This is a genomic window from Marinobacter sp. DY40_1A1 (genome assembly GCF_016597815.1).
Lineage (GTDB): Bacteria > Pseudomonadota > Gammaproteobacteria > Pseudomonadales > Oleiphilaceae > Marinobacter > Marinobacter xiaoshiensis.
Genome location: NZ_VCHA01000001.1, coordinates 929,928 through 953,530, shown reverse-complemented (window position 1 = coordinate 953,530; position 23,603 = coordinate 929,928). Strand labels below are relative to the sequence as shown.

Sequence of the window (23,603 nt, the reverse complement as noted above, 5' to 3'; positions counted from 1 at the left end):
GTCCAAACATCACAGCAGACAGAGCGAAAAAGCGGGCACTATTCGCCCCGACGGATAAGGTAAACAAACTGCTCGCCCTGCTCTGCATGGCTGATCAGCTCGTGACCTAAAAACTGACAAAACCTCGGTATATCGCGCGTGGTTGAAGGGTCTGTTGCCACCACTCGCAAAACCTGCCCAGGCTCCACCGTATTGATGCCAGTGTGAAGCATCATAACTGGCTCCGGACAAAACAGGCCACTGGCATCCAGTTCGGCATCATAATCGGTAACACTCACAAAATGTCTCCCTTTGGATGATCTGATTTTTCATAAATACGTGCTAAATTACTGTTTATACCATTAAAACATCTGGAGGTTTGCATGATCCGGGTTCTGATTGAACGCCATATCGCTGAATCACTTGAAACTGCCTATGAGGAACGTTCCCGCAAGGTTCTGCAGCGTGCAGTGGCAGCACCGGGTTTTATTTCCGGGGAAACACTGGTCGACAAAAACGACCCCAACCACCGGATAACTCTTGCCAACTGGCGCTCTGAAGCGGACTGGAACCGCTGGTACCACTCCGATGATCGCCGCAATTTGATGGCCGAACTAGTCCCGATGATGGACAAAGATGAAGCCATCACAGTACTCGCGCAGAGCGGCGTGTGACCTGAACAGATCAAGCTTGTGACGGCTTACAGAATTTTAAACTGTTTAACAGCACTGATTGTGCATATTCGCTACACTTCCGAGCCGCAAAGCTCCGCCTAAGCAAAGGCACTCGGGAACTGTTGATGTCATTCGTAGCGCGATTATTGTTATTCCTGTTCTGTGCCGCAACTCCGGCGCTGGCTATAGCCAATGCTATTGCAGCAGCCCCTGAATGCCCAGCGATAGATGCCAACGATGCTTATGCGCGCAATTCGTTGATGCACTATGTGTGCTACTACCAGGCATCTCCCGGGGAACCGGCCCATTCCGCACGGCGCCCCGGAGAACTGCCTGAAAGCCTCGAATGGTCCTCAGCCCGAGGGCACGATCTGACATTCACGCAAACCCGCTCGGTGTACTGGATACGCCTGAACGTGCGAAATAGCGGCAACGAACGCAGGACCTGGTATCTCAATCTTCACTACCCCCTGCTCGACGAGGTCACCTTTTGGTGGAGCCGTGATCCGACTGATGTTCTGGTTACTGGAGACCTGCATCGATTCGGCTCAAGAGCGATAAATTACCGGTACTTCCTGCTCCCGATCACGCTCGACAGCGGAGAATCACGCTCAATTACATTACGAGTACATAGCAGTGGTGCACTGAACATCCCCTTGAAGCTGGAGTCGCCGGAAGAACTTATTACTGCAAGCAATCACCTGGCGATGACCCACGGGCTGTTTTACGGCGCCATTCTGGTGCTCGCTGTTTTTAACCTCCTCCTTTTTATAAGTTCAGGTACAGCCTATTATTTCCACAACGCGCTTTACATGGGGGCCATGGGGCTTTTCCTGCTTGCCATGGGTGGCTACGCAAATCAATACTTTTGGCCCGAAAGCCCTCAGTTTGCAAATCTCTCCATTCCCCTGATGCTCGTACTCTGCGCTTTGGCAATGAGTCTCTTCGGCCGGTCATTTCTTGAAGTAGAGCAAGGCACCCGTGCCTACACAACCCTGAAGGTTATCATCTGGACGTGCGCCGGGTTTACCGGGCTGACGCTGATACTCCCGTACAGCCAAACCATTCTTTACAATACTGCGCTCAGTCTGATTATCATTTTTGTCCTGTCCTTTATTGCACTAAACCGATGGCGCCAAGGTTACCAGCCGGCGAAGTGGTATGTTCTTGCCTGGGTCATTATGGCAGGCGGAGCTTTAATCTATGCAGCCGCGGCATTCGGCTATCTTACTGACTTTTTGGCAAGGGAATCCCTGATGCAGATTGCTATTGGCGGCCAGGTCATTCTCCTCAACTATGCCATGGTGCAGCGCTGGCGCCTTCTGAACAACAAGTTGCTGGAAGTAGAGCAGCAGGCCAGAACAGACCTGGAAGACAAGGTTCATGAGCGCACAGCCCAGTTGCGATCAACCATGCGAGAACTGGAGAACGCCAACCGCAAGCTCGCCGCTCTCAGTCTCAACGATCCTCTGACCGGGCTTTATAACCGCCGTCACATGGACAACATTCTGACCGAGCTGTGTGCCGAATCCCGCAGAACCGGACAACCGCTAACAGTCACTCTGTTGGACGCGGATCATTTCAAATCCGTCAATGACACTTGGGGACACGGCTTCGGGGACCTGTGGCTACAGCAGATATCGAGCATTCTGTGCCGTCACGTAAAGCGCCCACGGGATATCGCCATTCGATTTGGCGGTGAAGAATTCGCTTTATTGCTGCCAGGTACAGGTACAGAAGGCGCTCAAAAAGTATGCGAAGCCATACTTGAAGAGCTGCGCGCCACTGAAATAGAAGCCCCGGACGGTAAAATTGCAAAGTTGACCCTGAGTGCAGGCATAGCGACCCTGTTACCAAACGAAAGTCAGCAGACATTGTTTGCAAGGGCCGACCGCGCTCTATACAAAGCAAAATCCCGCGGGCGAGACCAAGTCGTTTTAGCCGACATTCAGTGTATTTAATTTCGTCTCACGCTGAATTTTTTGTTCTTAATCAATTTTGGCAAGTTCAACTTGACCGACGGCGGGGCTATCATAGTGATTCAGCGAGTATACGCACGGGAAAGGTGCCATGCTGCTGTTTCGGGTGCATTTGACGGATATCAGGAGTTGACTGGCGTCATTGCAAACAGCTAATGGTTTCTCCATACTTGCGCCCGCATAATTTCCCTCTTTGAACCCATTGGTAAGGCTATGAGCACACAAAATCCGAACCTGACATATAACTATAAGGTGGTGAGACAGTTCGCCATCATGACAGTGGTATGGGGCATTGTAGGAATGGCACTAGGCGTGTTGATTGCAGCACAACTGGTATGGCCATCCCTCAACCTCGATCTGCCATGGACTCACTTCGGTCGCTTGCGACCGCTGCACACCAACGCCGTTATATTCGGATTTGGTGGTAGCGCCCTGTTTGCAACGTCGTATTACGTTGTACAGCGCACCTGTCAGGCCCGCCTGATTTCGGACAAACTGGCCGCTTTCACCTTCTGGGGCTGGACTGCAATCATTGTTGCCGCAGCCATTACCCTGCCCCTTGGCTACACCAGCACTAAAGAATACGCAGAGCTGGAATGGCCAATCGACATCGCGATCGCGGTCGTCTGGGTAACTTACGCTTTGGTGTTCTTCGGTACTATCACCAAGCGCAGCACGCCTCACATTTATGTTGCCAACTGGTTCTACGGTGCGTTTATCATCACCATCGCCGCGCTCCACATTGGTAACAACATGGCGCTACCTGTCAGTGCTTTCAAATCCTACTCTGCATACGCCGGTGTGACCGACGCGATGATGCAGTGGTGGTACGGCCATAACGCCGTAGGCTTCTTCCTGACTGCTGGCTTCCTGGGCATGATGTACTACTTCGTTCCCAAGCAGGCCGGCCGCCCGGTTTACTCCTACCGTTTGTCCATCGTTCACTTCTGGGCGCTGATCGCGACCTACGTTTGGGCTGGTGGTCACCACTTGCACTACTCTGCACTTCCAGACTGGGCTCAAACAGCCAGTATGATTATGTCCCTGATTCTGCTTGCACCATCCTGGGGCGGCATGATCAACGGTATGATGACCCTGTCCGGCGCATGGCACAAACTGCGTACCGACCCCATCCTGCGCTTCCTGGTGGTTTCCCTGTCGTTCTACGGCATGTCCACCTTTGAAGGCCCGATGATGTCTATCAAGACCGTTAACGCCCTTTCCCACAACACTGACTGGACTGTTGGTCACGTTCACTCCGGTGCTCTGGGTTGGGTTGCAATGATCAGTATCGGTGCGATCTACCACCTGATTCCCAAGCTTTGGGGCCTCAAGGAAATGTACAGCACCAGCATGATTAACGTGCACTTCTGGCTGGCGACTGTCGGTACCGTTCTGTACATCGTTGCCATGTGGGTTAACGGCATCATGCAGGGCCTCATGTGGCGCGCAGTCAACGACGACGGCACTCTCACCTACAGCTTTGTAGAGAGCCTTGAAGCATCCTACCCTGGCTACTTTGTGCGCTTCCTCGGTGGCGTCATCTTCCTGAGCGGCATGCTGTTCATGGCTTATAACGTCTACATGACCGTGCGCCAGAAAGATGCGGTTGCCCAGGACAATGCAGCAGTTCAGGCGGCGTAACGGAGAGAGACCCGATGAAACACGAAATTGTAGAAAAGAATCTTGGCCTGATGATTGTTTTTATCATCCTGGTCATCAGTGGTGGTTTTCTGGCGGAAGTGCTCCCGCTATTTTTCCTGAAAGAAGTGAACGAACCGATTGAAGGCCTTGAGCCCATATCGGCGCTGGAACTTGAAGGCCGTGACATCTACATCCGTGAAGGTTGTCACGTCTGTCACACCCAGCAGATCCGTCCGTTTCGTGCTGAAACTGAGCGCTACGGCCACTACTCCGTTGCGGGCGAGTTCGTTTACGAGCGTCCGTTCCTGTGGGGCTCCAAGCGCACGGGGCCAGATCTGGCCCGTGTTGGCGGTCGTTATTCGGATGCCTGGCAGCGCCAGCACCTGTTTGACCCGCGTAGCGTAGTTCCCGAGTCCAACATGCCCGCCTTCCCATGGCTGTTCGAAGATTTGGTAAACCATAAAGGCACCGCAGCCAAGATGACTGCCCTGCAGACTTTGGGTGTGCCCTACACTGACGAGCAAATCGCCAGTGCAGCCGGTGAGCTAGAAGGCAAGTTTGAGATCGAGGCCCTGGTTGCATACCTGCAACAGCTGGGTACCGTACTTTCAGACAAACGGTGATTTGATGGATATTAACGAGTTACGCGGCATGCATACCCTTTTAGTGATGGCGGTATTTATCGGCATCATCTGGTGGGCCTTCAGCGCTCACCGGAAAAAGGCTAACGAAGAAGCAGCCCATCTGCCGTTCGATGATGACGAGGTGGAAAAGCGTACTCTTGAACAGGAAAAAACGGAGAATAAACAATGAGTACCTTTTGGAGCATCTGGATCAGCGTGATCGTGCTCGTGGTGGTCTTTGGTTGTGCCTGGTTACTCTTTGCAACACGCAAGAGCCAGACAACTGATGTAGAAACCGACCGTACCATGGGCCACTCCTTCGATGGCATCGAAGAGTATGACAACCCCCTACCCAAGTGGTGGTTCTATCTATTTGTTGCGACTGTAATCTTCTCTCTTGGTTACTTGGCTCTGTACCCGGGCCTTGGCAACTTCAAGGGACTGCTGGGCTGGACCTCTACCAACCAGTGGGAAGCCGAAGTTGCTGCAGCTGACGAGAAGTACGGCCCAATCTATGCGCAGTTTGGCCAAACTCCGGTGGTGGAGCTTTCCAAAAATGAAGACGCGCTGAAGATCGGCCAACGTCTGTTCGCAAATAACTGCGCTGTTTGCCACGGCACAGCTGCTCGTGGCCAGGTTGGCTTTCCTAACCTGACCGACGGCGACTGGATGTGGGGCGGCTCGCCCGAAGCTATCCTGGAGACCCTGCGCAATGGCCGTATGGGTAACATGCCAGCCAAAGGTGTCATGCCTAACATGACCAATGAGCAGGTGGATCAGGTGGTTAATTACGTTCTGAGCTTTAGCGGTCGGGAAAAAGACGCTGCTGCGGCAGAAGCCGGTAAAGCCGTGTTTGCACAGGGCTGCGTTGCTTGTCACGGTCCTGAAGGAAAGGGCATGCAGGCGCTGGGTGCACCCAACCTGACAGACAACATCTGGCTCTATGGCTCCAACTACGAGTGGATCAGAGAAACAGTTCTGCACGGTCGTGTGAACGAGATGCCTGCTCAAAGCGGTCGCTTGTCCAACGATCAGATTCAGATTCTGGCTGCTTACGTTTACAGCTTGTCGAACTGACTTTCCCGCCGGGCCTCTGGCCCGGCTTGGTCTGTTCAACCCTGTGTCTGCTTCCGCGGGCACAGGCTTGAAAAGATCAGCATCAGCCTTTTTTCAGGCTCCGCATCAGCGCTTTAAAGCTCCTTCTGGAGGTACCCATGAGTAATGAAATTCCGGTCAAACAGGTCGACCCCTCCTCAGAGCCCTCGGGCGGTAAAAAACAGCCGGAGACGGTTGAGCTCTATGCCAGCCGGAAGAAAATCTACGTCAAAGAAGTAACGGGGCTTTTCCAGCGCATTCGTACAGTTAGTTTGATGGCGCTCATGAGCATGTATTTCCTGTTCGTATGGATTACCCTCGATGGCAGCCCGCTGATTCATTTCGATCTGCCCGCCCGGGAATTCCACCTCTACGGTGCAACCTTCTTCCCAAGAGACTTCTTTCTACTGTCGGGCATGTTAATTATTTGTGCTTTTGGCCTGTTCTTCATTACCACGCTTTTCGGTCGTGTCTGGTGTGGCTACACCTGCCCGCAAACAGTGTGGACATTTATCTTCATGTGGGTTGAAGAGCGTATTGAGGGCAGCCGCAACAAGCGTATGAAGCTGGACAAGGCACCCAATTCACGGGAAAAGATCTTTAAAAAATCAGCCAAGCACACAATCTGGCTACTTATTGCACTGCTGACTGGCCTGACATTTGTCGGTTATTTTTACCCGATTCGCGAACTCATTGCAGATATTTTCACCTTTCAGGCGAACGGTTGGGCGTACTTCTGGGTTGCCTTTTTTACTGCTGCCACCTATATCAACGCCGGCTGGATGCGTGAGCAAGTTTGCCTTTACATGTGCCCATACGCGCGTTTCCAGTCCGTTATGTTCGACCCGAACACGCGCATTGTTTCCTACGACCCCAACCGTGGCGAGCCACGCGGCGGCCGCAAAAAGGACGTAAAGCCTGAAGAGGTAGGTCTGGGTGACTGTATTGACTGCGGACAATGTGTCCACGTGTGTCCCACTGGCATTGATATTCGCGATGGCCTTCAATATGAGTGCATTGGTTGTGCTCTCTGTATTGATGCGTGTGATGAAATCATGGACAAGATGGACTACCCTCGCGGGTTGATCCGATACACCACCGAGAACGAACTCGAAGGAAAGCCCTCAAAGCTTCTTCGTCCCCGTACGTTTGGTTATGGCGCCGTTCTGACGGCCATGATCGGGGCAATCATCTTCGTAATAGCAACTCGCGTTCCGGCCCAGCTTGACGTTCTGAGGGATCGCGGCGCACTGTTCAGCTTTAACGGTGAGGGACGTATTGAAAACTCCTACACCTTGAAAATAGTAAACATGTCAGAAGTACCCCAGACATTTAAACTGTCAGTAAAAGGCCTTGAAGGTGTTCGCATTCTGACCCAAACACAGGTGTCAGTCGCTAGTGGTGAAAACCGCTCTCTGCCGACGGTCGTGGACGTTCCTCCAGAATCGATCCCGCAGTCAAACAACGAAATAATATTCCATGCACAGTCTGAAACGGATGCGTCACTGAAGCTGGAAACTGAAAGCCGATTTGTCGGTCCAACGCAATGATCTTCAAGATCACCGTTGGCAATCTGTAAACAGACGAGACTGAGTGTTATGAATCAACAAGCACCCGCAGCAACAATCGCACCTTGGTATCGGCAGCCCTGGTTCTGGTTCTTGACCATTGCGCCGCTATCTGCGATCACGTTTAGCATGTTTATGCTGGTTGTCGCATCAAATATGCGCGACACAATGGTCACAGACGATTACTCAAAAGAAGGCCGTGGCATTAACCTTGAGATAGCCCGCGACCAGGCTGCCGCAGACATGGGCCTCAACGCTGACATGGCATTTGAAGATCGCAGCATTCTGCTGAATGTGAACACCCAGGAAGGACCAGCAGACTTTCCTTACCTGATCCTTAACCTGTTTCACCCAACGCTTTCTCAAAATGACCGTACTATCCAGTTCCGCAGTGATGGTAATGGTCACTACACAGGGAACATGCTTGGTGACATAGATGGCCGTTGGTACTACGAGCTTCGAGGCCCGGACAACCACTGGCGCCTGAAAGGCGAGGCCTGGCTGCCAACCGAAAGCAAGGTTCATATGGTTCCGAAAGGATCCGCCAAAGGGTGACCCCTGTGGATTGCTTCCATTGCGGCGAGCCGGCTGAAGGCGAGCCGCGCATTGCTCTTGAGCTTGATGGCGAAACACGGTTTTTCTGTTGCCAGGGCTGCAAGGCGGTGTGCGAAACCATTCACACCGAAGGCCTCACAGGCTTCTATCAGCTCCGCACACAAGCCGCGATTACCCCTCGCCAGCTAACTGCCACCGAACTGGACAGACTCAGAGAGCTTGACCACCCACTGGTTCAGCAAGCCTTCGTGTCTCCCGTTAAAGGAGGTCATGAGGCCCAGCTTTTAATTGGTGGTATTACCTGTGCGGCGTGCATATGGTTGCTTGAAAACCATATGAAAAAGCAGCCCGGTGTGCTTTCTTTCTCAGTGAACCACACTACCCAGCGAGCACGCCTTGTCTGGGCCCAGGATAAAGCCGGTTTGAGCGATTTGTTGATCGCCATACACGAACTTGGCTATACCGCCCGCCCCTATCAGTCAGATGAAGTAGAGGATCAACTCAAAGCAGAAAATCGCTCAATGTTGATTCGCCTTGCTGTCGCGGGCATGGGCACTTTTCAGAGTATGATGCTCGCTTTCCCGCTCTACTTTGAGTTGGTCAGCGATCTGTCACCAGAACTTGTGTCCTTTTTCCGCTGGTTCGGCTTACTGGTGGCAACGCCCGTTGTTTTTTACAGTGCAGATTCGTTTTTCCGCAACGCACTAAGAGACATTAAAACCCGCCATCTGACCATGGATGTCCCCGTAGCCATAGCTATCGGGCTCGCATACATGGCGAGTGCGTGGGTGACAGTAATGGGCGGTGAAGAGGTCTATTTTGAATCTGTCTGTATGTTTACTTTTTTCCTGCTGCTCGGGCGATACATTGAAGTCCAGGCACGATACCGCGCAGGCCTCACCGGCAATGCCCTGGCAGGTTTCAACCCCACGGTAGCAACCAAAGTGACGGGCGAGGAGACGGAAGTTGTACCCGCCCACCAGGTAAAGCCCGGCGATGTGGTTCGCATTCGGCCAGGAGAAACACTACCGGTAGACGGGGTCATTCTGCGAGGCCAGTCCACTCTCAATGAGTCCGCCCTCACTGGTGAGTATTTGCCGGAAACCCGGATTCCTGGAGATACAGTGCATGCGGGTAGCGTTAATGGCGAAAACCCGCTGGATATTCAGGTTGAGAAATCCGGAGCTCAAACAAGGCTGTCAGGAATTCTGCGAATACTGGATCGGGTTCAGTCAGAAAAGCCTCCTGTCGCCCGGATGGCAGATCGCATTGCAGGTAAGTTTGTAGGGCGCGTACTCATTCTTGCGCCGGTCGTCTGGATCGGATGGTGGTGGGCCGGAGCAGACAACGCTTTCGACATCACCCTCTCCGTGCTTGTAGTGACCTGCCCTTGCGCGCTGTCGCTGGCAACGCCCACCGCGATTACCTCAGCCACAGTCAAGCTGCGGCGGCTGGGTTTTCTGCCCACCCGAGGCCACGCGCTTGAATCCATGAATACCATAGATACCGTAATCTTCGACAAAACCGGCACACTGACCCGGGGTAAATTGAGTCTGATTGATACTCGCGTAACGGGGAGTAAAGACAGGGATACATGCCTGCGCCTGGCTTCCGGACTTGAGCAGCATTCTGAACACCCTATTGCCCAGGTATTTCATAACCGGCCATCTGCAGCCATTGAAGAGGTAACTAACCACCTGGGTGGTGGTCTTACAGGGCGTTTGGGTGACCAGGCCTTTTTCATTGGGCATAAGGCCTTTGTGGCGGGGCATCTCGACCTGCCCGAGCCGGAATCAGAGCCACACACCGGCATGGAAATCTGGCTGGCATCTGATACCGAATGGCTGGCAAGCTTCTGGCTTGATGATCAGCCCCGGGAGGATGCGGCCCAAGCTATCAAAGCCCTTCAGGATGCCGGAATCCGTACCTTGTTGCTCAGTGGAGACCGCTCAGGCCATGTGCGCGAAATAGCGGATATGCTTGGGATTGACGAAGCTATTGGCCAAGCTTCGCCTGAGCAAAAGCTTGAGGTTCTACAAAAGCTGAAAGCAGAAGGCCGTCAGGTGATGATGGTCGGGGATGGACTCAACGACCTGCCCTCTATGGCCGGTGCAGGAATATCTGTGGCTATGGGCACTGCAGCGGACCTTACACAGCTCAAAGCAGATGCTGTTTTACTCAATGGCCAGTTGATGCAACTTGTGGAGGCACTGGATACCAGTCGCCGCACTCGCAAGATAATCCGCCAAAATATGGCATGGGCGCTTGTTTACAATGTCAGCGCATTGCCGCTCGCAGCCGCAGGCCTGGTTCCACCCTGGGCCGCAGCAATCGGCATGTCACTTAGCTCGTTAATTGTTGTACTCAACGCATTACGCCTTGGTAAACAGCCTCGGGCCACGAGCCACTCAGGAACAATACGAGTTGGCGCACAGGTTGCGCCCTGATACCGTGAACATCTGATTTTTAATATGAGGTTTATCCCGTGGAAGTCGTAGTGTTCCTGATACCGGTCATGCTGATTCTCGTGGTGATGGGCATCTTTCTGTTTTCCTGGGCCGTCAAGAATGGTCAATACGATGATCTGGAAGGGCCTGCACATCGCATCCTCTACGATGACGATATAGATATGATCCCGGAGGAAGCCCGCACCGATAAACAGAATAAAGCTGCAGGCTCCACGAGCGCTGAAGCTCATATTGAAAATGGCGATCCTGAGAGTAAGCCTGATCGATCATGAGCCCGGAACTGTATCTTAGCTATCCCAGTGCGTTTTTCATTGGCCTGCTTGGCAGCACTCATTGCATTGCCATGTGCGGCGGAATCAGCGCCTCGCTCTCCATGGCATTGCCGGTCGGCAAGGGTTTTCGCGTACGGCAGTCAATGTTACTGCTTGCCTATAACATTGGACGCATCGGAAGTTACGCACTGATTGCGGCGCTGGTTGCGCTGCTAAGTACGTCAGCCGCAAACCAATGGACACAGCTAGGCATGATTTTGCGCTCGGCAGCGGGCCTGCTGTTGATTGCAATGGGATTGTCCATGGGCCAGTGGTGGCAGGGCATCCGCTATGTAGAGCGCATCGGTGCCCCACTATGGAAGCGCTTGTCACCCCTTGCCAGCAGGATTCTCCCGATCAATCATGCGGGCCAGGCCCTTGCTCTCGGAGCTCTCTGGGGCTGGCTACCATGTGGATTAGTGTATAGCACACTGGGTTGGGCGGCCTTGCAGCCGACTGTGGGTTCGGCCGCTCTGACAATGGTGTTTTTCGGGCTGGGCACCCTGCCCTCAATGCTCGGGGCAGGTTATGCAGCTAGTTGGATCAATGGCCTGAAAAGCAATCAGATGTTCCGGAAGTTCACCGGCGCTCTATTGATCATTTTCGGGCTTTGGACCCTGCCCCTGCTGGCAATGACCGGCCATTAATTCCACTCTCTGACAAGCCTTCCGGATTCACCAGGCAGTCCTGAGGCCAGAACTAGATATTCAGAACGTCCAGGCGCCCGAAGCTCTGCTCCGGCTCTTGTGCCGGCGCAGCCGTCTGAACGGCTTGGCGCTTGCCCCCCAAGCGCTTGCCCTCGCGAAAATCATAGAGGTTGGGGTCTGCAAGGTGTGATGGCTCAACATTGCATAAGGCCCGGAACATCGACTCAAGCCGGCCAGGATGTTGCTTGTCCCAGTGCTGGAACATTTCCTTGATAACCTGCCGCTGCAGATTTTCCTGAGAACCGCAAAGATTGCAGGGAATGATTGGGTATTCCCGAAGCTCCGCATACCTGGCTATGTCTTTCTCCCGGCAGTATGCCAGGGGACGAATTACAGTATTCCGACCGTCGTCGCTGTGCAGCACGGGCGGCATGGTTTTAAGCTTGCCACCGTAAAACATATTCAAAAACAGGGTTTCCAGAAGATCATCGCGGTGATGGCCCAAGGCAATCTTGGTAACGCCCTGCTCCTCTGCAAAGTTGTAGAGAATGCCCCGCCGTAAGCGTGAACACAGGCCACAAGTAGTTTTACCCTCTGCCACCTTGTCAGTGACGATGCTATAGGTGTCTCGCTCAATGATGTGATACTCGATCCCCAATTCGGCGAGATACCCTGGCAGCACTTCTTCAGGGAAACCCGGCTGCTTCTGATCAAGATTGACAGCAATCAGTTCAAACGACACTGGCGCACTTTTTTGCAGATTGAGGAGTATGTCCAGCATGGCATAAGAATCCTTGCCACCGGAAAGGCAACACATTACCTTGTCGCCTGCTTCGATCATCGAGAAGTCTGAAATGGCCTGGCCGACGTCGCGGCGCAGGCGTTTCTGCAGTTTATTCTGCTCCAGTTTCAGGTTACGTTCGTATACTGAACTATAATTTTGTTCGGGGCTGTCACTTGTGGCTTCGGGCATATCTACTGTGTTCAGTGGGAAAATGATCGTGAGATTATACGCATCCACTACTAACAGGGACAGGCTACTAACATGGATATGTTGAGCTCAGATAAAGAAATACCAGGTAAGCGGGAACGCAACCGCATGCGCAACCACGCAGCAATACTGAATTCTGCGCGCATCTGCTTTCAAGAAAAAGGCTATGAAAACACAACCATCCGTGACCTTATCAAAAAAACGGATCTGGCTTCCGGCACCTTCTACAACTATTTTCGGAGCAAACAGGACATCTTTGCGGCCCTTCTCACCGATTTTCTCAGTGGATTGAATGAAAACCTGACTCGTTCACGCCGCTCCGCTGAGAGTACCGAAGAATTTATTCGCCGCTCCTACCATGCAGTATACAGCGCCACCGCAAAGGACCCTCTCGTTTACGAGCTGGCTCATCGTAACGATCGCGCTATAAGGGATCTATTTGGCTCAGGCATACTTGAGCTCATCATGATGTCCCTTGAGGATGATGTTAGAGCAGCTGTTACGCGGGGCATATTGCCAAGCGTCGATCAGGAATATCTTTGTGCTGCGTTCTTTGGCGTGGCCTATGAGACCAGCCTGACTGTCGCGAGGCGCGTGCACCTGCACCCGGAACAAGCAGACAGTGAGGTAGACCGGGCGACGAACCTTGCTACGGCATTGTTCAAAGGCGGGCTGCCCGGGCTCACTACCCTTCCCTGAATACGGCTGCTGGCCTAACATTGTGGCCATGAAGAATATACCCGCATCCATGAAGTGCTCACAAAGGCCATCGGCAAAAGGCTCTGATACATTGCTGGAGCAACAGGTTCAGCATATGCTGGTGGCTGTTGAGCATGAGCTTCGCAGCGCGCCAGCAGGCATAGACGAGCTCAGCCTGATCAAAAAGCTTCAGGGCCCGCCGTGGAATCTGATTGGCGCACTGGCGTTTCACGATATTCAAGCGCTCTACCCGGTGCATTTTCTCCTGTTCCATGTGCTGTACCGCCTAAGGGATACCCTCGCAGAAGCCGGCGAGAACCTGTATATCTCCCCTTTGCGCATCGGCATTGAGCATCAGGATATCATCGGCGGTAAAGGGCTGCCCGGTACAGTAGACAGCCTTCGTAGTTTCTATCTGGACCTTTCGCAATATGAGTTACCGGAAGAATCGGTTCAGCAAATGATGGATGATTTCTGGGAGGGCCGCGGCGACTCCAAACCCAGCAGCCCGGAGATTCTGCAAGCCGCCCGAGTTCTCGGGTTCGATTCTGTTCCCGACAATTTTCAAACGGCAAAACAGGCATTTCGAAGGGCTGTGATGCAAGCCCACCCCGACCGTGGTGGAGAAACAGAAGCAATACAGTCACTAAACGAAGCGTTTGCCGTTCTGAAGGCACATTTCAGTCAGATTTTGGAGCACATATGAACGCACGAAAACCCTGGATATCAGCTGTCCTGCTGTCACTTTTTCTCGCAAGTTTTGGCGCAAAAGCCGATCTCGTCGTACTTCAATATCACCACATAAGCGAGTCTACACCGCCATCAACCAGTACCTCTGTATCGCTGTTCAATGCACAGTTGGACATGATCACCGAACTGGGCCTTGAGGTTGTTGATTTGTACGAAGCCACAAAGGATTTATTTTCCAACAACCCGTCAACCGGCCAGCGCATCGCGATTACCTTTGATGATGCCTATGAGTCGGTATATAGCACAGGCGCAGACATCCTCCAGGAACGGGGTTTGCCTTACACCATTTTTGTCGACACGGCCGCTATCGGAAAACACGGCTACATGACCTGGGGTCAACTGAAAGAGCTCTCAGGACGGGAGGGTGTAAGCATTGCCAACCACACGGCGGGACACGGCCATCTGGCGCGAAAGCCGGGCGAAGCGGAAGCCGACTGGATAAAGCGGACAAACCGCAGCCTGGATACCGCGCAAGCTGAACTAAAACGAAAACTGGGAACAGACCTGCCTGTATTTGCCTATCCTTATGGCGAGTTCGATGAAGCCCTTGAAGCGAAGGTCTCAGAACGAGGCTGGTATGGGTTCGGGCAGCAATCTGGTGCAATTGGGCCCCTTACAGGCAAAACCCGTTTGCCCCGGTTTCCCATGGCCAACACCTACGGTCAGCTGAACGGCCTGAAAGACAAGTTAAACAGCAAAGCCTTCCCCTTAGACACCAACCAACTGCCTGACGGAATCGTGAGTGCCAACCCACCAACCCTGTCTCTGCCTTTGGTAGATGATATTCAGCCCGCCAGGCTGACCTGCTTTGCTTCGGGCATGGGGCGGATTGATTTCAAGGTGACTGGCAATAACATTCTGATTAAGGCACCCAAACCCTTCAACAGCCGACGATTCCGCTATAACTGCACCCACCCGGCTAAAGCTGGCGGCTTTTACTGGCTGTCCCAGCAATGGCTGGATTTGAGTAAACCGGAAGACTGATCCGGTTATAGAGCATCTACCATGTTCAGCCCCATTTCACCGGTGCTGACGTGGGGTATCTTGCGGGGGCCACGGCGGGTTTCGATAACCGTTTGGCCCTCAAGATCCTCGTTTCGGGTAAAAACAAGCATCCAACGCTCCGCCCCAGTGCTGGCTACCGGGATACGAGCTTCCAGGTACCCCCGGCGGTGCCAATTCTCCGGCACGAAATCCGACACCAGGTCTGTTACAAGGCGCACAGGGCTCAAAGTATCATCAAGAAACAAGACCGAAGGTACAACAACCCCTTCACTGGCGTATGAGCGCAAGCGAAACATCTGCCCTTCTGCTTGTCCACCTTGTGGTAGTGAAATCAGTTGATAGGGACTCTCACCTGTGAGGAAGCTGTGCGTGGGAGAACTTTTCTTCAGGTATACGCCAAACTCACGGTTTTCCTGCCAGCGTTCATGATCCTGGGTGTCCAGCGTCTCACAGCAGGTTTCGGAAAATCGGCTCAGGAAGTCGTTGTCAACCTCGGCAATGCCTAGAATAGCAAAGGCTTCGGGATCGTGCCCGGCCACAGGATCAGTTTCAATAAGGGTGTCACCGGCGCGATACACTGTTGCCGGGGTCGCCCCTGGCGGAGGAGCGATAAGCCCTTTTTCCTCATCTGTTCGGGTGTCTGGCTGGTAATAGGTATTTCGAACGGTGCCATCGGCATCACGCCAGGTATAGTATGGCTGTTCGTCCCCTTCTCGCACATAGCCCTTGCGCCGCAACTCTTCCGCATCCGGATAATTGGCAGCTGTAAACTCGTCACCGCTGGCAGGCTCGCTGACCGGCGGCCCTTCGGCAGGCTTCTCGACGATGGGTGAATAGCGCACGCGTCCCTGCTCATCTACCCAGGAAAAATAGCCTTCCTTGTTTGATACTGTTGAGCCACCAATCTGACAGCCAGACAACATCGCACCAAGAATCAGACAAACAGCCGCAGTCATGAATCTATGTCTGTTCACTGATACGCCCTTTTAAGCTCGATACAGCGTGCTGTCAGAATTTTTTCCGGAAACTGATACCCGCCATAACAACACGGAGAGATGTTTTTACGTCCAGCCCTGCATACGGGTTGTAGATAATGTTGGTAATGTTATCGCAGTTAATGTTGCAACTGGTGTTTGCCGGAATCGTTTCGATCGAGTGCAGATAACTGAGATTCATATCAATTTCTGTATTTTTGTCCCATTTGTAACCCATTCCAACACTGTACAGGTTAGCGCCGCCAAAAGGCGCCATAACCGAACGCTGGTCATCCGGAATTACCGAATCCCTAATCTCAACACCCGCCCTCAAATCAAGCCGTGAGGACGCATGAAATTCCGCGCCGAAAGCCCAATTCCACTGGCTGGTAAAGCCCAATGGCAATTTGAGGGTGTTCGGTGTGGCATTGTCCGGAGACAAAATCCGCGCAGCGTTAAGGAATTCCAGATTCCGATCGAAACGGAACAGGAATGCATCCCACTGTGCATAGTCAGTCCAGCCTATGTCGGCGTTCAAAGTGAGCTTCGGGTGTACATCCACGCTAATACCGGTTTGAAAGTGCTGTGGATAGACCAGATCCATACTTACGTTGCCCGCCTCTCGCGGCGCACCAGATGGCAGACTGAGAATCGCTGAGGTAATGGCGCCGAGAACCGACCCGTTGACACTCTGCCAGAATCCGGACCAGTCATCGGTGTACTGGATCTCGAAGGTGCCCTTCATGTTCATTTCAGCTTCGGAGGTATAGCTTGCCCCCCAGGAAAACCAATCTACCGGCTCCCACATAACCCCAAGTGTGTAGGTAGGGGAAAGTGAATCCTGAACATTAAGGGACATGGCACCTATGTCATCCCAAGGGCCGACGTTACCACCACAAAGAGCGAGCCAAGGCTGTAGTGGCTCATCGCCACTTTCGCAATTGAACGCATCCTGAAGAATTTCTGCAACACCCAACAACATGTTAGGGGCCCGCATGTACTGATCAGCAGCAATACCCATATGGGACAAGTGAATGCCAGCGCCCACGGACCATTCTTCATTAATTTTATAACCTACGCTTGGCGCAAGATAAGTCGTGCGCTGCAAGGCAGCCGCCTGAGGCTGATAGCGGCCAGGATCATCTTTGTCACGGTAGAAACCTGCTGCCATAGGTAGATAAAACGCATTGGCAAAGGTCAGTTTCGATCCGGGAGGCGTGATACTGAATCCCGCAGAAGGGGCTACTGCGGGCCCGGGAGGCGTGCGTAGTATTCCAAAGCCGGGAATATACAATGAGACGTTGTTCGTGTGGCTGTGGGTGTTTGCAACAGGGTCCCGTTGTTGGCCGGTATTCGGGTCTATTTCTGTGCCATCAATGCCAAATATTTCATACCCTTCCGGGGCCGTAAAATCAGCGTCAACATCCAGGTAAACACCCAGCAGGTTGATTTCAAATTGGCGACCTTCCAGCTTGGTCAGGCCGGCCGGGTTAAAGTGAACAGCCATGATTCCCGGGGGATCAGCTGTAACGGCATTACCCAGAGCCAGTGCTTTCGGGTGAATCGTCAGGTTCTGTGCCAACTGCGCCTGAGCACCACACGAGATTGTCGTGGCTACCATGGCCGCGAGAAGTTGGCGCTTGTAGCTGTTATGTCCCATGAAATCCTTCCCTTCCCTTTAAATCGTCAGCGGCACCAATCACTCTTTGAGGCCGGAGAAGTTAATGGGTAGGGACACGCCCAGGGAGAAATCCGGGGCATCCTCAGTCAGACCAATACCAACGCTGGTGTTCACTATTGTGGTATCGCTGACACGGGTTCCCAGCGACATACTCAGGAAACCGCTCATCTGGTCCTGCGCCATTGCCTGGTCACCATTGGAGAAAGTAAGGATGGTCTCATCGCTATAGCTCATCTGAGCAGAGATGCTTAGAGAAATGTCATAAGAAAGCGAATAAGCAAATCCGGCGGAACCGGAAAGACTGAAGCCTGGCTCAACTTCCTGAAGCAGTCGCGCACCACGAACCTGCTGCAGATCATCTTCAGGCAGGTTGTAGGTAACACTGACGGACCCGAACACAACAACCGGATCAAGTACTTTCGACAAGCTTGCGCCACCACCAATAGAGTAATAGCCGCTGCCGGTTGAAAGCTGTTCGTTTATATCGATTTCATAAGGGCTAACGCCCGTTTTAGTACTGAAGGTACCAAACAGGGTGGTCGACATCTTGCCCGGTACATAGGCAAAAGGCTGCCAGCGACCAGTAAAGGAAATATCACCAAAATCGTAGGTGTTCAGTTCATCCTGGGTGTCGTATTTTACGACCAGAGGAATCCGTGTGCCCACCGTGAAGTTGTCCAACAGCCCGTAATCATAGGAAAACGAGTTGGTGAAGTTGTGGGTTGCCGAAGGGACCACATCGAGGTTACGTACCGATCCGTTTGTAATCGCAAGATCCAGACGCTGATCAGCCGTATAGGAATAGTCAAACGAATAGTTAAGGGAATGACTGCCTTTTTTCTGCAAGGAGTAGTTTTTCTCAGCGGCCTGAAACACTTCTTCAAGCTGCCGCGACGAATCCTCATCGCCCTCCTGCTTTGCGAGCGCATCCCTCGCCTGGCCTACATTGTCGTCCTGCGCCAGGGCTGTGCCCGGAAGCAAACCCGCCGCGGAAACAAGGATAAGACCTCGCACAAACCAACGATTCATCCTGACTCCCTTAATTTTTATTGGTAGTAGTCCTGAGCCGGGCACCGTGCCCGACAAATGTTAATTGCGACGGTAGTGCAACTGTTTTCTTGTGTTTTCTACACTGCCGTCCGGATTGTTTTTCTGCCGTTCAAGCATGTTCTGAATACGTCTGGCTGTAGCCTCATAAAACTCAGGCATGCGCTCAAGTGCCAGCAATGTCATGGTTTGATCATCTACAAAACGCAGATCCTCTTCTTTGAGCTCAAGGTTATCCAGTGGTTTGTCACTACCCGGGAAAACGATAAAAAGCACATTGTCGTCCCATTTCTCTTCGAATTGTGCGAGCGTGAATGACAGGTTGCCTACTGCTGGATCAGCCATATACACACGGCCATCACGAATGGTTCTGAGCACAACAAAATGCTTGAAACCCGCATGATGGATAGGAACGATAGCCGGGTGGTCGAGGTCAATCAGATCGTCGATCGTGGCACGGAAACCACCAGATGGATAACCCAGGGCTGTCACCAAACGCTTCATGTCAAGCATGGAGAAGGCCCGGCGTGCAACGATGCGATCACTTTCGCCATAGTGCAGCAGCCCCTCCATCACTTGGCGCTCCGAAAGATTGCGCCCAAGATAGAAGTTTAAAATGGTGGTCAAGGCGGCACTGCCACAACTGTAGTCATATGCCTGACGCACAATATTGCGGAATTTCTGCTCGACCAGCGGCTCAACCCGAAACTCCGTGAGCAGCTCCACCGGGCTGGAATCGACCTTTTGCTCGATAACAACCGCACCCTTTTCATAGGGCTCAACCACAGTTGCTTCCTGCACTATGGCGAATGTAAGAATGGATCCAGCGAGCACAAGCAGCATGTCAGACGAAATCCCTGTTTTTGTTATCCATGATATTTATTGGATTACATATTGTTACGGCAAGATACCGAAATAGCGGAGAGTTTAAAGATAACTGTGCCTCAAATCTGGCGCTGCAACGGCGCGCTATCGCAAGGCTATTGGCAAAACAGAGAAGCTGCTCCCGTTACGGGGCCAGGTATGCAGGAGTGCGGGCGCAAGACAAGCTGCACCCGCACGTTGGTCAGATGGTGAAAACAAAATCCATAAGCAGGTAACACAGCAGGGTAACAACCACAATTCCGATGATGTTCAGTGCAAACCCGGCACGGATCATATCCCCTATTTTCATGTCCCCACTTGAGAATACAATTGCATTGGGCGGTGTGGCCACAGGCATCATGAAGGCGCAACTGGCGGCAATCGCTGCTGGAATGGTCAGCAACAACGGCGATATCTCCTGGGAAAGCGCCAGTGCCCCCAAAAGTGGCAGGAAGGCAGCAGTCGTTGCCGTGTTGCTTGTTACTTCCGTAAGAAAAATGATTACTGCGACGACCAGCGTGATCATAACAATCAAGGGCAAGGCACTTGCGACCCCCATAGATTCAGCAATCCAGCTGGCCAGACCGGAACTGCTGATAACGCCAGCCATGGCAAGGCCGCCACCAAACAGCAGAAGAACGCCCCATGGTATCCCTTTGGCTGCATCCCAATCGAGTACAAACGTCTGCTGCCGCACAGAAACCGGAATAATGAACATGGCAATGGCGGCTGATATGGCAATGCCCGTATCGGTCAACCAGGGCATGATGCTAGCCGAAAGAAGCGGCCTGAATATCCATGCACTTGCTGTGAGAACAAACACTACAGCCACCAGCTTTTCACCACGGCTCATCTTGCCAAGTGCCGCAAGCTCATCGCGTATGGCCTCACCCGCTCCTTCTTGCGCGACCAGGCCAAAATCGTGCCGCGTGAGCCACCACCAGATCAGAGCTAACATAACCGTCGCAACCGGGACACCAAGGAGCATCCATTGAGCAAACCCGACTGACACTCCCTGAGTCTCGCTCAAATAGGCCGCCAGCAGCGCATTAGGCGGCGTTCCTATAAGTGTGGCAATACCACCGACACTGGCGGAATAGGCAATAGCGAGCAGTAGCGCCGTAGCATAGCGCTGAACATTCTCCGGCTGACCGTTGCCCATCATGCTAATGACCGACAGACCGATGGGGAGCATCATTATGGCCGTTGCTGTATTGCTGACCCACATACTCAGAAACGCTGTTGCCAACATGAAACCTGCGACCTGCCGCTTCGGCTCGTTGCCAACCGCTCTCAGCGTCATCAGCGCAATGCGGCGATGGAGCTCCCAGCGCTGCATTGCAAGGCCCAGGGTAAAGCCACCAAGGAACAGAAAAATGATCGGATGTGCGTAAGGCGATGTCGCCTGCGAAATACTCCCCAACCCCAATCCTGGCACCAATACAATCGGCAGCAGAGCAGTGGCCGGTATCGGGATAGCTTCCGTTGACCACCAGGTTGCCATAAGCAACATGAGCCCTAATGCCGACCAGGCTTCCACTGTCATGGACTCTGGCGGCGGCAAAGCCACTGTCATCAGGAGAAATCCGGCACCGACTAGCAGACCAACCAGCTGGCTTATGGGGTAGCCCTGCAAGTTCTCTGTTGTCGATTGTTGGTCAAGCATACAAACACCCCATGTGACGCCACTCCGTCTCAAAATTGGTTTTTATAAGGGTATGAAATTCCGCACAGCGACTGTCCGGCAGGCAATCCGGACATTCAGGCTTGCGGTTCATTATTTAAATGCCATTCTGAATTATAAGCCTAACGCTGGATTGATGTCCGTCATGATTGTGACATGCTGGTCAGAGCACAATAGGAGTGAACCCAATACAAATGCAAAGGAGCTGTATATGAATAACGACATGTTTGATAAAGCCACGCGCCTTAACCAGGCCCTTTTTGAACAGTTCAGCAAAGCTGCAGAAATGCAGATGAACGCGTTCCGCAGGTACGCCGATGTAACCATGGAACAGGCGAAAAAGGTATCGGAAGTTCGCAGTATAGAAGACCTTAAAACGGTAACAAGTGACCAGGCGGAAACCCTGAAGTCCATCAGCGAACAGGCAACCCAAGACCTGAAGGATTGGCAGAGCTACCTGACGGAAGCTCGCGAAGCGATGCAGAAGGCCATATCTGGCGAGCCGGAAGAAACGCCTGAAACCCAAAAGTAGGAGAGCATCATGCTGGGTCTGGATCTGCTTGGAAAAACAACCTCTAGGCTTGTCAACACCTTTGAGACAAAGGTTCGCGAAGGCCAGCAGCAACTTGAAAAGCTGCTTGGGGATTCTGGTGTTATGGATGCTGCCAAACTCTCCACTCTGGCAGAGATGTCAGATGCCTACAGGGCCATGGCAGAAGACCTGCTTCTGCACCCGCTGCGTTTTGTGGGCGCGGAACTGGATCTTGCTCGCAAACATGCAGCCCTCGGAGGCTACACACTGGCCCGGCTGACCGGGCGTGAAAAAGAGCAGGTTGCTCAGGCAGATCCGGACGACCGGCGTTTCAACGCAGAGGAATGGCACAAACACCTGCCATTTGATGTCCTGCACCAATCCTATCTGATTAACTCCCGGGCTTTTCTGAGCTGGGTAGAAAGTATGGAAGGCTTGCCTCCTGCAGCCCGAGATCAGATGCTGTTCTATGCCCGCCAGCTCACCAGTGCTCTTTCTCCTTCAAATTTTGTGGCAACAAACCCGGAGGTTCTGAAAATAACCTGGGAGCGAAAGGGAATGAACCTGGTCGACGGCGCAAAGCAGCTTGTTGAGGATTTTCGCCAAAACCCGTCCCTGTTCAATGTCGGCATGACGGATCGTTCAGCGTTCGAGGTGGGCGGCAATCTGGCGACAACACCCGGCAAAGTGGTATTTCAGAACGACCTGATTCAGCTTATTCAATACAACGCGACTACAGAAAGCGTTAGCAAGCGGCCTCTGCTCATTGTACCGCCATGGATTAACAAGTTTTACATTCTGGACCTGACGGCCAGAAACTCGTTTATACAGTGGCTGGTTAACCAGGGCCAGACAGTTTTCGTTATCTCATGGCGCAACCCGGGGCCGGAGATGAGAGACAAAGGCTGGGACGACTATATGCTTGAAGGCCCGCTGGCCGCCATGGATGCCGTAACTGCAGCCACCGGCGAAGAGAAGATGAACCTCATAGGTTACTGCATTGGTGGAACGCTTCTGGCATCAACCCTTGCCTGGCTAAAGAAAAAAGGGAGGGATCCTGTAGTCAGTGCGACCTACCTGACCAGCCTGCTGGATTTCTCTGACCCGGGTGGCATTGGCGTGTTCATTAACGAGCATTCGATCCGTGGTATTGAGCGCATGCTGGAACGCAAAGGTTATCTCGACGGCCGCGCCATGGCATTTACTTTCAATCTGCTACGGGAAAACGAGCTATTCTGGTCGTTCTGGACAAACAATTATCTCAAAGGAAAAAAACCTGCTGCCTTTGACCTGCTGTACTGGAATACAGATGGCACCAACCTGCCCGCGAAAATGCACAGTTTCTATCTGCGGGAAATGTACCTCAACAATCGGCTTGTAGAGCCCGATGCGCTTACCTTCGCGGGGGAAACGATCAACCTGGGCGAAATCGATGTGCCGTCGTTCTTTCTTTCAGCACGACAGGATCACATCGCCAAGTGGAAAACGACCTATAAAGGTGCGCTGGTTCATGGTGGTGATGTTCGGTTCGTATTGTCTGGTTCAGGCCACATTGCCGGGGTCATCAACCCGCCATACAAAGAAAAGTATGGCTACTGGACCAACGATACGATGAGCAAGAGTCCCGATGAGTGGCTTGAAAGTGCCAAACAACACCCGGGATCCTGGTGGCCCCATTGGCTGGATTGGCTACAACAGTATGCTGGCGAGCCGGTTGCCGCTCGAGTGCCGGGAGATGGCAAGCTCGCCATACTTGAAGATGCACCGGGAAGTTATGTCCGGGTGAAAGCGGCAGAAGCCTCTGGGTAACGGGGACATCAGGCGCATATTGAA

General features: G+C 52.8%; 23 protein-coding genes. 16 read left to right on the top strand and 7 right to left on the bottom strand.

The window, feature by feature from the left end:
* Positions 1-38 precede the first annotated feature (38 nt).
* Positions 39-278 (bottom strand): sulfurtransferase TusA, encoded by a 240-nt coding sequence (gene tusA, locus FFI61_RS04370; RefSeq protein ID WP_200369391.1) that lies wholly within the window; start codon positions 276-278, stop codon positions 39-41.
* A gap of 84 nt (positions 279-362) precedes the next feature.
* On the opposite strand from tusA, the gene FFI61_RS04365 reads away from it, so the two are divergent.
* The 11 genes from FFI61_RS04365 to FFI61_RS04315 all read left to right on the top strand — a co-directional run bounded on the left by FFI61_RS04365 (position 363) and on the right by FFI61_RS04315 (position 11,543).
* Positions 363-653 (top strand): antibiotic biosynthesis monooxygenase family protein, encoded by a 291-nt coding sequence (locus FFI61_RS04365; protein ID WP_200200960.1) that lies wholly within the window; start codon positions 363-365, stop codon positions 651-653.
* Positions 654-778: 125 nt separating this feature from the next.
* On the top strand, positions 779-2,614 hold the full coding sequence (locus FFI61_RS04360) for a diguanylate cyclase (RefSeq protein WP_200369390.1): 1,836 nt from the start codon (positions 779-781) through the stop codon (positions 2,612-2,614).
* Between the two features lie 231 nt (positions 2,615-2,845).
* Positions 2,846-4,276, top strand: coding sequence for a cytochrome-c oxidase, cbb3-type subunit I (gene ccoN / locus FFI61_RS04355; protein ID WP_200200962.1), 1,431 nt, complete (start codon positions 2,846-2,848; stop codon positions 4,274-4,276).
* 14 nt (positions 4,277-4,290) lie between these two features.
* Positions 4,291-4,899: a cytochrome-c oxidase, cbb3-type subunit II gene (gene ccoO / locus FFI61_RS04350; RefSeq protein ID WP_200200963.1), complete on the top strand. Its 609-nt coding sequence runs from the start codon at positions 4,291-4,293 to the stop codon at positions 4,897-4,899.
* 4 nt (positions 4,900-4,903) lie between these two features.
* A complete protein-coding gene (locus FFI61_RS04345) occupies positions 4,904-5,089 on the top strand; it encodes a cbb3-type cytochrome oxidase subunit 3 (protein ID WP_200200964.1) in 186 nt (61 codons plus the stop codon).
* Positions 5,086-5,976, top strand: a complete 891-nt coding sequence (ccoP, locus tag FFI61_RS04340; RefSeq protein ID WP_200369389.1) for a cytochrome-c oxidase, cbb3-type subunit III — start codon at positions 5,086-5,088, stop codon at positions 5,974-5,976. The genes FFI61_RS04345 and ccoP overlap by 4 nt, the downstream gene beginning before the upstream one ends.
* A gap of 137 nt (positions 5,977-6,113) precedes the next feature.
* The gene (gene ccoG / locus FFI61_RS04335; protein WP_200200966.1) at positions 6,114-7,544 is read left to right on the top strand and encodes a cytochrome c oxidase accessory protein CcoG; all 1,431 of its coding nucleotides are present in this window, start codon (positions 6,114-6,116) and stop codon (positions 7,542-7,544) included.
* A 48-nt stretch (positions 7,545-7,592) separates the two neighbouring features.
* Positions 7,593-8,117 (top strand): FixH family protein, encoded by a 525-nt coding sequence (locus tag FFI61_RS04330; protein WP_200200967.1) that lies wholly within the window; start codon positions 7,593-7,595, stop codon positions 8,115-8,117.
* Entirely contained in the window at positions 8,114-10,564 is a 2,451-nt protein-coding gene (locus tag FFI61_RS04325; RefSeq protein WP_200369388.1) for a heavy metal translocating P-type ATPase, read from the top strand. The genes FFI61_RS04330 and FFI61_RS04325 overlap by 4 nt, the downstream gene beginning before the upstream one ends.
* A gap of 38 nt (positions 10,565-10,602) precedes the next feature.
* Positions 10,603-10,857, top strand: coding sequence for a cbb3-type cytochrome oxidase assembly protein CcoS (ccoS, locus tag FFI61_RS04320; protein WP_200200969.1), 255 nt, complete (start codon positions 10,603-10,605; stop codon positions 10,855-10,857).
* Entirely contained in the window at positions 10,854-11,543 is a 690-nt protein-coding gene (locus tag FFI61_RS04315; protein WP_200200970.1) for a sulfite exporter TauE/SafE family protein, read from the top strand. Before ccoS ends, FFI61_RS04315 begins: the two co-directional genes overlap by 4 nt.
* A gap of 52 nt (positions 11,544-11,595) precedes the next feature.
* Here the strand turns inward: FFI61_RS04315 and ttcA are convergent, their stop codons facing one another.
* Positions 11,596-12,516 (bottom strand): tRNA 2-thiocytidine(32) synthetase TtcA, encoded by a 921-nt coding sequence (gene ttcA, locus FFI61_RS04310; protein ID WP_200369387.1) that lies wholly within the window; start codon positions 12,514-12,516, stop codon positions 11,596-11,598.
* A 72-nt stretch (positions 12,517-12,588) separates the two neighbouring features.
* Between ttcA and FFI61_RS04305 the strand changes: the two genes are divergently transcribed.
* The 3 genes from FFI61_RS04305 to FFI61_RS04295 are packed head-to-tail and all read left to right on the top strand — an operon-like array spanning position 12,589 to position 14,967.
* The gene (locus FFI61_RS04305; RefSeq protein ID WP_200200972.1) at positions 12,589-13,233 is read left to right on the top strand and encodes a TetR/AcrR family transcriptional regulator; all 645 of its coding nucleotides are present in this window, start codon (positions 12,589-12,591) and stop codon (positions 13,231-13,233) included.
* A 28-nt stretch (positions 13,234-13,261) separates the two neighbouring features.
* Positions 13,262-13,939: a DNA-J related domain-containing protein gene (locus tag FFI61_RS04300; RefSeq protein ID WP_200369612.1), complete on the top strand. Its 678-nt coding sequence runs from the start codon at positions 13,262-13,264 to the stop codon at positions 13,937-13,939.
* Positions 13,936-14,967 carry a polysaccharide deacetylase family protein gene (locus tag FFI61_RS04295; RefSeq protein WP_200369386.1) on the top strand — a complete coding sequence of 344 codons (1,032 nt, stop codon included), beginning with the start codon at positions 13,936-13,938 and terminating at the stop codon, positions 14,965-14,967. The genes FFI61_RS04300 and FFI61_RS04295 overlap by 4 nt, the downstream gene beginning before the upstream one ends.
* Positions 14,968-14,972: 5 nt before the next feature.
* Here the strand turns inward: FFI61_RS04295 and FFI61_RS04290 are convergent, their stop codons facing one another.
* The 5 genes from FFI61_RS04290 to FFI61_RS04270 form a co-directional block, all read right to left on the bottom strand.
* Entirely contained in the window at positions 14,973-15,944 is a 972-nt protein-coding gene (locus tag FFI61_RS04290) for a MalM family protein (protein WP_200369385.1), read from the bottom strand.
* A gap of 52 nt (positions 15,945-15,996) precedes the next feature.
* Positions 15,997-17,622 (bottom strand): OmpP1/FadL family transporter, encoded by a 1,626-nt coding sequence (locus FFI61_RS04285; RefSeq protein WP_200200975.1) that lies wholly within the window; start codon positions 17,620-17,622, stop codon positions 15,997-15,999.
* Between the two features lie 39 nt (positions 17,623-17,661).
* Complete coding sequence (locus tag FFI61_RS04280) at positions 17,662-18,672, bottom strand: transporter (protein WP_200200976.1); 1,011 nt, start codon at positions 18,670-18,672, stop codon at positions 17,662-17,664.
* A gap of 60 nt (positions 18,673-18,732) precedes the next feature.
* Complete coding sequence (locus tag FFI61_RS04275; RefSeq protein ID WP_200200977.1) at positions 18,733-19,533, bottom strand: C39 family peptidase; 801 nt, start codon at positions 19,531-19,533, stop codon at positions 18,733-18,735.
* A gap of 223 nt (positions 19,534-19,756) precedes the next feature.
* Positions 19,757-21,220 (bottom strand): SLC13 family permease, encoded by a 1,464-nt coding sequence (locus FFI61_RS04270; protein ID WP_200200978.1) that lies wholly within the window; start codon positions 21,218-21,220, stop codon positions 19,757-19,759.
* Between the two features lie 229 nt (positions 21,221-21,449).
* Between FFI61_RS04270 and FFI61_RS04265 the strand changes: the two genes are divergently transcribed.
* Both FFI61_RS04265 and FFI61_RS04260 read left to right on the top strand, forming a co-directional pair.
* On the top strand, positions 21,450-21,770 hold the full coding sequence (locus tag FFI61_RS04265; protein ID WP_200200979.1) for a phasin family protein: 321 nt from the start codon (positions 21,450-21,452) through the stop codon (positions 21,768-21,770).
* 9 nt (positions 21,771-21,779) lie between these two features.
* Complete coding sequence (locus FFI61_RS04260) at positions 21,780-23,579, top strand: PHA/PHB synthase family protein (RefSeq protein ID WP_200369384.1); 1,800 nt, start codon at positions 21,780-21,782, stop codon at positions 23,577-23,579.
* The last annotated feature ends 24 nt before the right edge of the window (positions 23,580-23,603 follow it).

What these genes read in the sequence shown, in the direction of transcription:
- ccoN (WP_200200962.1), top strand. Translation starts at nt 2,846, where the DNA reads ATGAGCACACAAAATCCGAACCTGACATATAACTATAAGGTGGTGAGA.
- FFI61_RS04265 (WP_200200979.1), top strand. Translation starts at nt 21,450, where the DNA reads ATGAATAACGACATGTTTGATAAAGCCACGCGCCTTAACCAGGCCCTT.
- FFI61_RS04300 (WP_200369612.1), top strand. Translation starts at nt 13,262, where the DNA reads ATGAAGAATATACCCGCATCCATGAAGTGCTCACAAAGGCCATCGGCA.
- FFI61_RS04315 (WP_200200970.1), top strand. Translation starts at nt 10,854, where the DNA reads ATGAGCCCGGAACTGTATCTTAGCTATCCCAGTGCGTTTTTCATTGGC.
- FFI61_RS04290 (WP_200369385.1), bottom strand. Translation starts at nt 15,944, where the DNA reads ATGACTGCGGCTGTTTGTCTGATTCTTGGTGCGATGTTGTCTGGCTGT.
- FFI61_RS04260 (WP_200369384.1), top strand. Translation starts at nt 21,780, where the DNA reads ATGCTGGGTCTGGATCTGCTTGGAAAAACAACCTCTAGGCTTGTCAAC.
- FFI61_RS04365 (WP_200200960.1), top strand. Translation starts at nt 363, where the DNA reads ATGATCCGGGTTCTGATTGAACGCCATATCGCTGAATCACTTGAAACT.
- FFI61_RS04345 (WP_200200964.1), top strand. Translation starts at nt 4,904, where the DNA reads ATGGATATTAACGAGTTACGCGGCATGCATACCCTTTTAGTGATGGCG.
- FFI61_RS04275 (WP_200200977.1), bottom strand. Translation starts at nt 19,533, where the DNA reads ATGCTGCTTGTGCTCGCTGGATCCATTCTTACATTCGCCATAGTGCAG.
- ccoG (WP_200200966.1), top strand. Translation starts at nt 6,114, where the DNA reads ATGAGTAATGAAATTCCGGTCAAACAGGTCGACCCCTCCTCAGAGCCC.
- FFI61_RS04285 (WP_200200975.1), bottom strand. Translation starts at nt 17,622, where the DNA reads ATGGGACATAACAGCTACAAGCGCCAACTTCTCGCGGCCATGGTAGCC.
- FFI61_RS04295 (WP_200369386.1), top strand. Translation starts at nt 13,936, where the DNA reads ATGAACGCACGAAAACCCTGGATATCAGCTGTCCTGCTGTCACTTTTT.
- FFI61_RS04270 (WP_200200978.1), bottom strand. Translation starts at nt 21,220, where the DNA reads ATGCTTGACCAACAATCGACAACAGAGAACTTGCAGGGCTACCCCATA.
- FFI61_RS04280 (WP_200200976.1), bottom strand. Translation starts at nt 18,672, where the DNA reads ATGAATCGTTGGTTTGTGCGAGGTCTTATCCTTGTTTCCGCGGCGGGT.
- FFI61_RS04305 (WP_200200972.1), top strand. Translation starts at nt 12,589, where the DNA reads ATGGATATGTTGAGCTCAGATAAAGAAATACCAGGTAAGCGGGAACGC.
- FFI61_RS04330 (WP_200200967.1), top strand. Translation starts at nt 7,593, where the DNA reads ATGAATCAACAAGCACCCGCAGCAACAATCGCACCTTGGTATCGGCAG.
- ccoO (WP_200200963.1), top strand. Translation starts at nt 4,291, where the DNA reads ATGAAACACGAAATTGTAGAAAAGAATCTTGGCCTGATGATTGTTTTT.
- ccoP (WP_200369389.1), top strand. Translation starts at nt 5,086, where the DNA reads ATGAGTACCTTTTGGAGCATCTGGATCAGCGTGATCGTGCTCGTGGTG.
- FFI61_RS04360 (WP_200369390.1), top strand. Translation starts at nt 779, where the DNA reads ATGTCATTCGTAGCGCGATTATTGTTATTCCTGTTCTGTGCCGCAACT.
- ttcA (WP_200369387.1), bottom strand. Translation starts at nt 12,516, where the DNA reads ATGCCCGAAGCCACAAGTGACAGCCCCGAACAAAATTATAGTTCAGTA.